Here is a 3,412-nt window from a genome sequence, read left to right as displayed (position 1 = left end):
TGACGATGAGGAAAACGGCGAAGTCATCTTGCATCTGAATGAAAAAGAGCTGACCCAGCTGGAATCTGATTTGCCGCATGTCCTGCTTGATATTTACTGGTACTGGCAGGCCATCATCAATAAGCCGAAAACCGTACGCCGTGAAGGCGAAAAAGTGGGCCGTAATGATCCTTGCCCGTGTGGCAGCGGTAAAAAATACAAAGCCTGTTGCGGTAAATAAATGGTGAAATGAAAAGGCCGTCTGAATGCTTGAAATTCAGACGGCCTTTAATGTTTTTTGTTTAGAAGAATGAGGCTAACCAAACAAACAGGATGGTCAGTGCGATGGTCAAGGCGCAGCCGATTTTGGCCACGGTGCCGATGATGAAGCCGATAAACGTACCGATACCGACTTTGCCTGCCTGCCAAGTGTCTTTGCGTGCGATAAATTCGCCGATGGCCGCACCGGTCAACGGGCCGAGCAACAAGCCGGGAATGGAGAAGAATGCGCCGACGATACCGCCGATAAATGCACCCCAAACTGCGGTTTTGCTAGCACCGGTATATTTTGCACCCAATGCGCCCGCTACATAGTCCATCGCAGTACCGAATACGGCAACGATAGCCAAAAAGGTCAGCGTACCCGAGCCAAACACTTGATAATCGCCGGCATAACCCAACAGCCATGCACCACCAAACATCAAACCCAATCCGGGCAGGGCGGGATAAATAGTGCCTAAGATGCCGACAGCAATGGCAATCAAGCCGAGAACGATGAGAACAGCAGTCATGAGGTTCCTTTTGAATTTAAGAGTGTAATAACGGCAGTATTATGGGCACGTTTTGTTATATTTTCATGAGAGATTGTGCAATAAAATGAAAAATTATCCGGAGGCGCGCTCAATTAAAATCGATGAATAAATATCTAAGTGAATTATTGTGAATCACGATCTGAATAATTGAATAAATTTCTATTCAAATATAAAAGCAGGCCTACTAATACGGCCAAGTACACTGCAACCCAATACGCATCTGTATAACCAATAGCCTTTGCCAGCCGTAGGGCGGCGAAACCGGCCGTGTAACTGCCGAGCAGGACGACGGAAAATTGCAGGCTGCTGTCGAGTGCGGCGGTGGCGCGGTCGGATTTGTCCATCACCAACGCCAGTATCACCGGCAGCAGCAGCGTGTAGCTCAGGCTCAGAGCGACGATTTGCGCGGGCGGCAGCCAAGAGCCGACACGTGCGAGCGTGTCGATGGCAGTCATGGACGCTAAAAGCGGCAGTTGCAGCGCGTAGAGTAGGAACACGAGTTTGCGGCGCGGATAATTGCGCAAAAACCAGCCCGACAGCGGCGTCACAATCAGGCAGGCAACAGGAATACCTACCGCCAAAATTCCGCCCGTCTGTTTCGGAGTGAAGCCCAAATCCGCCAGCTTGGGCACAAAGGTTGCCGCCATAAACGCATACGGTGCGGCAACGGCAAACAGCAAAACCAGCCACCGCCAGCCCGTTTCAGGTTGCTGCCAAAAAGAAACCAGCCGTGCTGCCAACGCCGTCCAACTGCCTTGCGCAGTCGGACTTTCCGGCTCGCGGTAGTACAAGAGTTGCAGCAGCATCAGCAGGCTGAACGCAAGCATAAAGCCCGCTGCCGCCATCTGCCCGTATTCCTGATACAGCCACAACACCAGTGCGCCGCCGATCATCTTGCCGCCGCGCGCCGCCATCGTCTGAATCACGCCACCGAAACCGCGCTCGCGGTGCGGCAGGACGATGCACGACAAACCCAGCATCGCGCAGCCGTACACCGCCGACATCGCCGAGAGCAGTACGCAGCAGGTCAAAAGCAGCGCGAAGTTCTGCGTTATGTCGGTACAGGCCATCAACCCGAACACTGCTGAAAGCCCCAGCGTCGCCGCCAGCAGCCAGCCGCGAAACCGCCCGAACCGCCCCGCCGGCCGCCGCTCCATCAGTGCGGCAAACAATACCTTCGCCGCTTCGATACCGCCGATTAAATGTATCCAGCTCAGTTGGTTCAGGCTGTAACCGTGATTTTTCAAAATAGCGATCAGCGCGACCAGATAAAAACCGGTTAGCGTAAATTTGTAAGTGCTGCCGCCGATAAGCAGCAGCCAGTCGCGTGAGTTTGGGGGAGTCTGATTGTCGGACATCACATGATTCTTTTGAAGATGAGGCAAATAAAGGGACAAGGCCGTCTGAACATATTGGGTGGCAATACTTGATTTGTATTTAAATAGGTTTAGTATCTTTTCAGACGGCCTTCAACGCTTCTTCTGCGCGAAGCAGGGCGGTTGTTTCATCTGCTTCGACGATGTAGTTCACGCCCAGCGCGGGGCCGAGTTTGGACGATTGTTCGCGGAAGAACGCCAGTTGCGCTGCGTCGGGTTCGATAAGGAGCATGGCGGCGCAGCGTTCGGACAGTTGCGGCCGATGTGCCTTTATCCATTCGATGTAAGTTTTGCGGTCGGCAATGCGCTGTTCGTCGCTTACCTGCCGCCGCATCGGGGTGCAGACGGTGGCTAAGCGGCGGTTTTGGCTTAACAGGGTTTCGAATTCGGCCAGCCAGTCGGCGAAGTCGGCGACGTGGGTCAGGTCGGTCAGGTAGATGGTGCCTTCGGGCAGGGTTTTGGCGGGGGTGAAGTAGTGCATCGGATTCCTTTGGGTGTTGGGAAGCAGGGTAGGTTAATAGTTGGGCATTTATGCTTGGCTTTTTATTTAGACTTCTTGTGCCGTCATTCCCGCGCAGGCGGGAATCCAGAATGGAGACTCGAAGGCACTTCTTTATCCGATAAGTTTCTGTGCGGATAGGTCTGGATTCCCGCCTGCGCGGGGGTAGCGAAGCAGACTTGCGTAAGCTAATGACGATAATCGGTTGTTACGGCTGTTTCAGACGACCTTCGTTATTCCAGTCACCGTAGGTAGAGCATTGATGCCCGACCTACGATTGTTTCAGACGGCCTCCATCATTTCAGCCCCGCCTAAAACTTCCATTCCGCGCTCACGCCCACGCTTCTGGGGCGTTGGTAGAGTGCGTCTTGGCGGTCGGCGCTAGAAATGAATATGGGTCGGCGGCGGTTGAACACGTTGTCGGCGTAGAGCGAGATGCGGCCTTGTTTGAAGTTGTAGGCGGTGTAGAGGTTGACTTGGTTGTATGCGCCGATTTTGCCTGATTCGGCATTGTCGGCGGCGGAGTAGTAGCCGCCGTAGAAGCGCACGTCGCCGCCGGCTTCCCAGCCTTTGTCATTCAGGTATTTCACGCCGATGTTGGCGGTGTATTTGGGCGCACGGCCGAGTTTGTTGCCTTCGATGCCACTGTCGGGATAGCTTTTGATTTTGGTGTCGAGCAGCCCCAGTCCGGTGGTGAGTTTCAGGCTGTCGGTCGCCTGCCAGTCGGCGGCAAGTTCCGCGCCGTA

The 3,412-nt window shown here is 54.1% G+C and carries 5 protein-coding genes; 1 reads left to right on the top strand and 4 read right to left on the bottom strand.

What is annotated here, in order from left to right:
• The coding region (locus tag ACTHUE_RS13500) for an SEC-C metal-binding domain-containing protein (RefSeq protein WP_440423727.1) at positions 1–220 on the top strand (220 nt) is incomplete at its 5' end.
• A 61-nt stretch (positions 221–281) separates the two neighbouring features.
• On the opposite strand, the gene ACTHUE_RS13495 is transcribed toward ACTHUE_RS13500, so the two are convergent.
• The 4 genes from ACTHUE_RS13495 to ACTHUE_RS13480 all read right to left on the bottom strand — a co-directional run.
• On the bottom strand, positions 282–770 hold the full coding sequence (locus ACTHUE_RS13495; protein WP_314597191.1) for a DUF456 domain-containing protein: 489 nt from the start codon (positions 768–770) through the stop codon (positions 282–284).
• A 143-nt stretch (positions 771–913) separates the two neighbouring features.
• Positions 914–2,149 (bottom strand): MFS transporter, encoded by a 1,236-nt coding sequence (locus tag ACTHUE_RS13490; protein ID WP_440423725.1) that lies wholly within the window; start codon positions 2,147–2,149, stop codon positions 914–916.
• Between the two features lie 100 nt (positions 2,150–2,249).
• Positions 2,250–2,648 (bottom strand): extensin, encoded by a 399-nt coding sequence (locus tag ACTHUE_RS13485; RefSeq protein WP_440423724.1) that lies wholly within the window; start codon positions 2,646–2,648, stop codon positions 2,250–2,252.
• A 329-nt stretch (positions 2,649–2,977) separates the two neighbouring features.
• A partial coding sequence (locus ACTHUE_RS13480) for a TonB-dependent receptor domain-containing protein (protein WP_440423722.1) occupies positions 2,978–3,412 on the bottom strand: 435 nt, incomplete at its 5' end.

The organism is Neisseria sp. P0021.S005, assembly GCF_051956955.1.
This window is presented reverse-complemented; position numbering and strand designations above follow the sequence as displayed.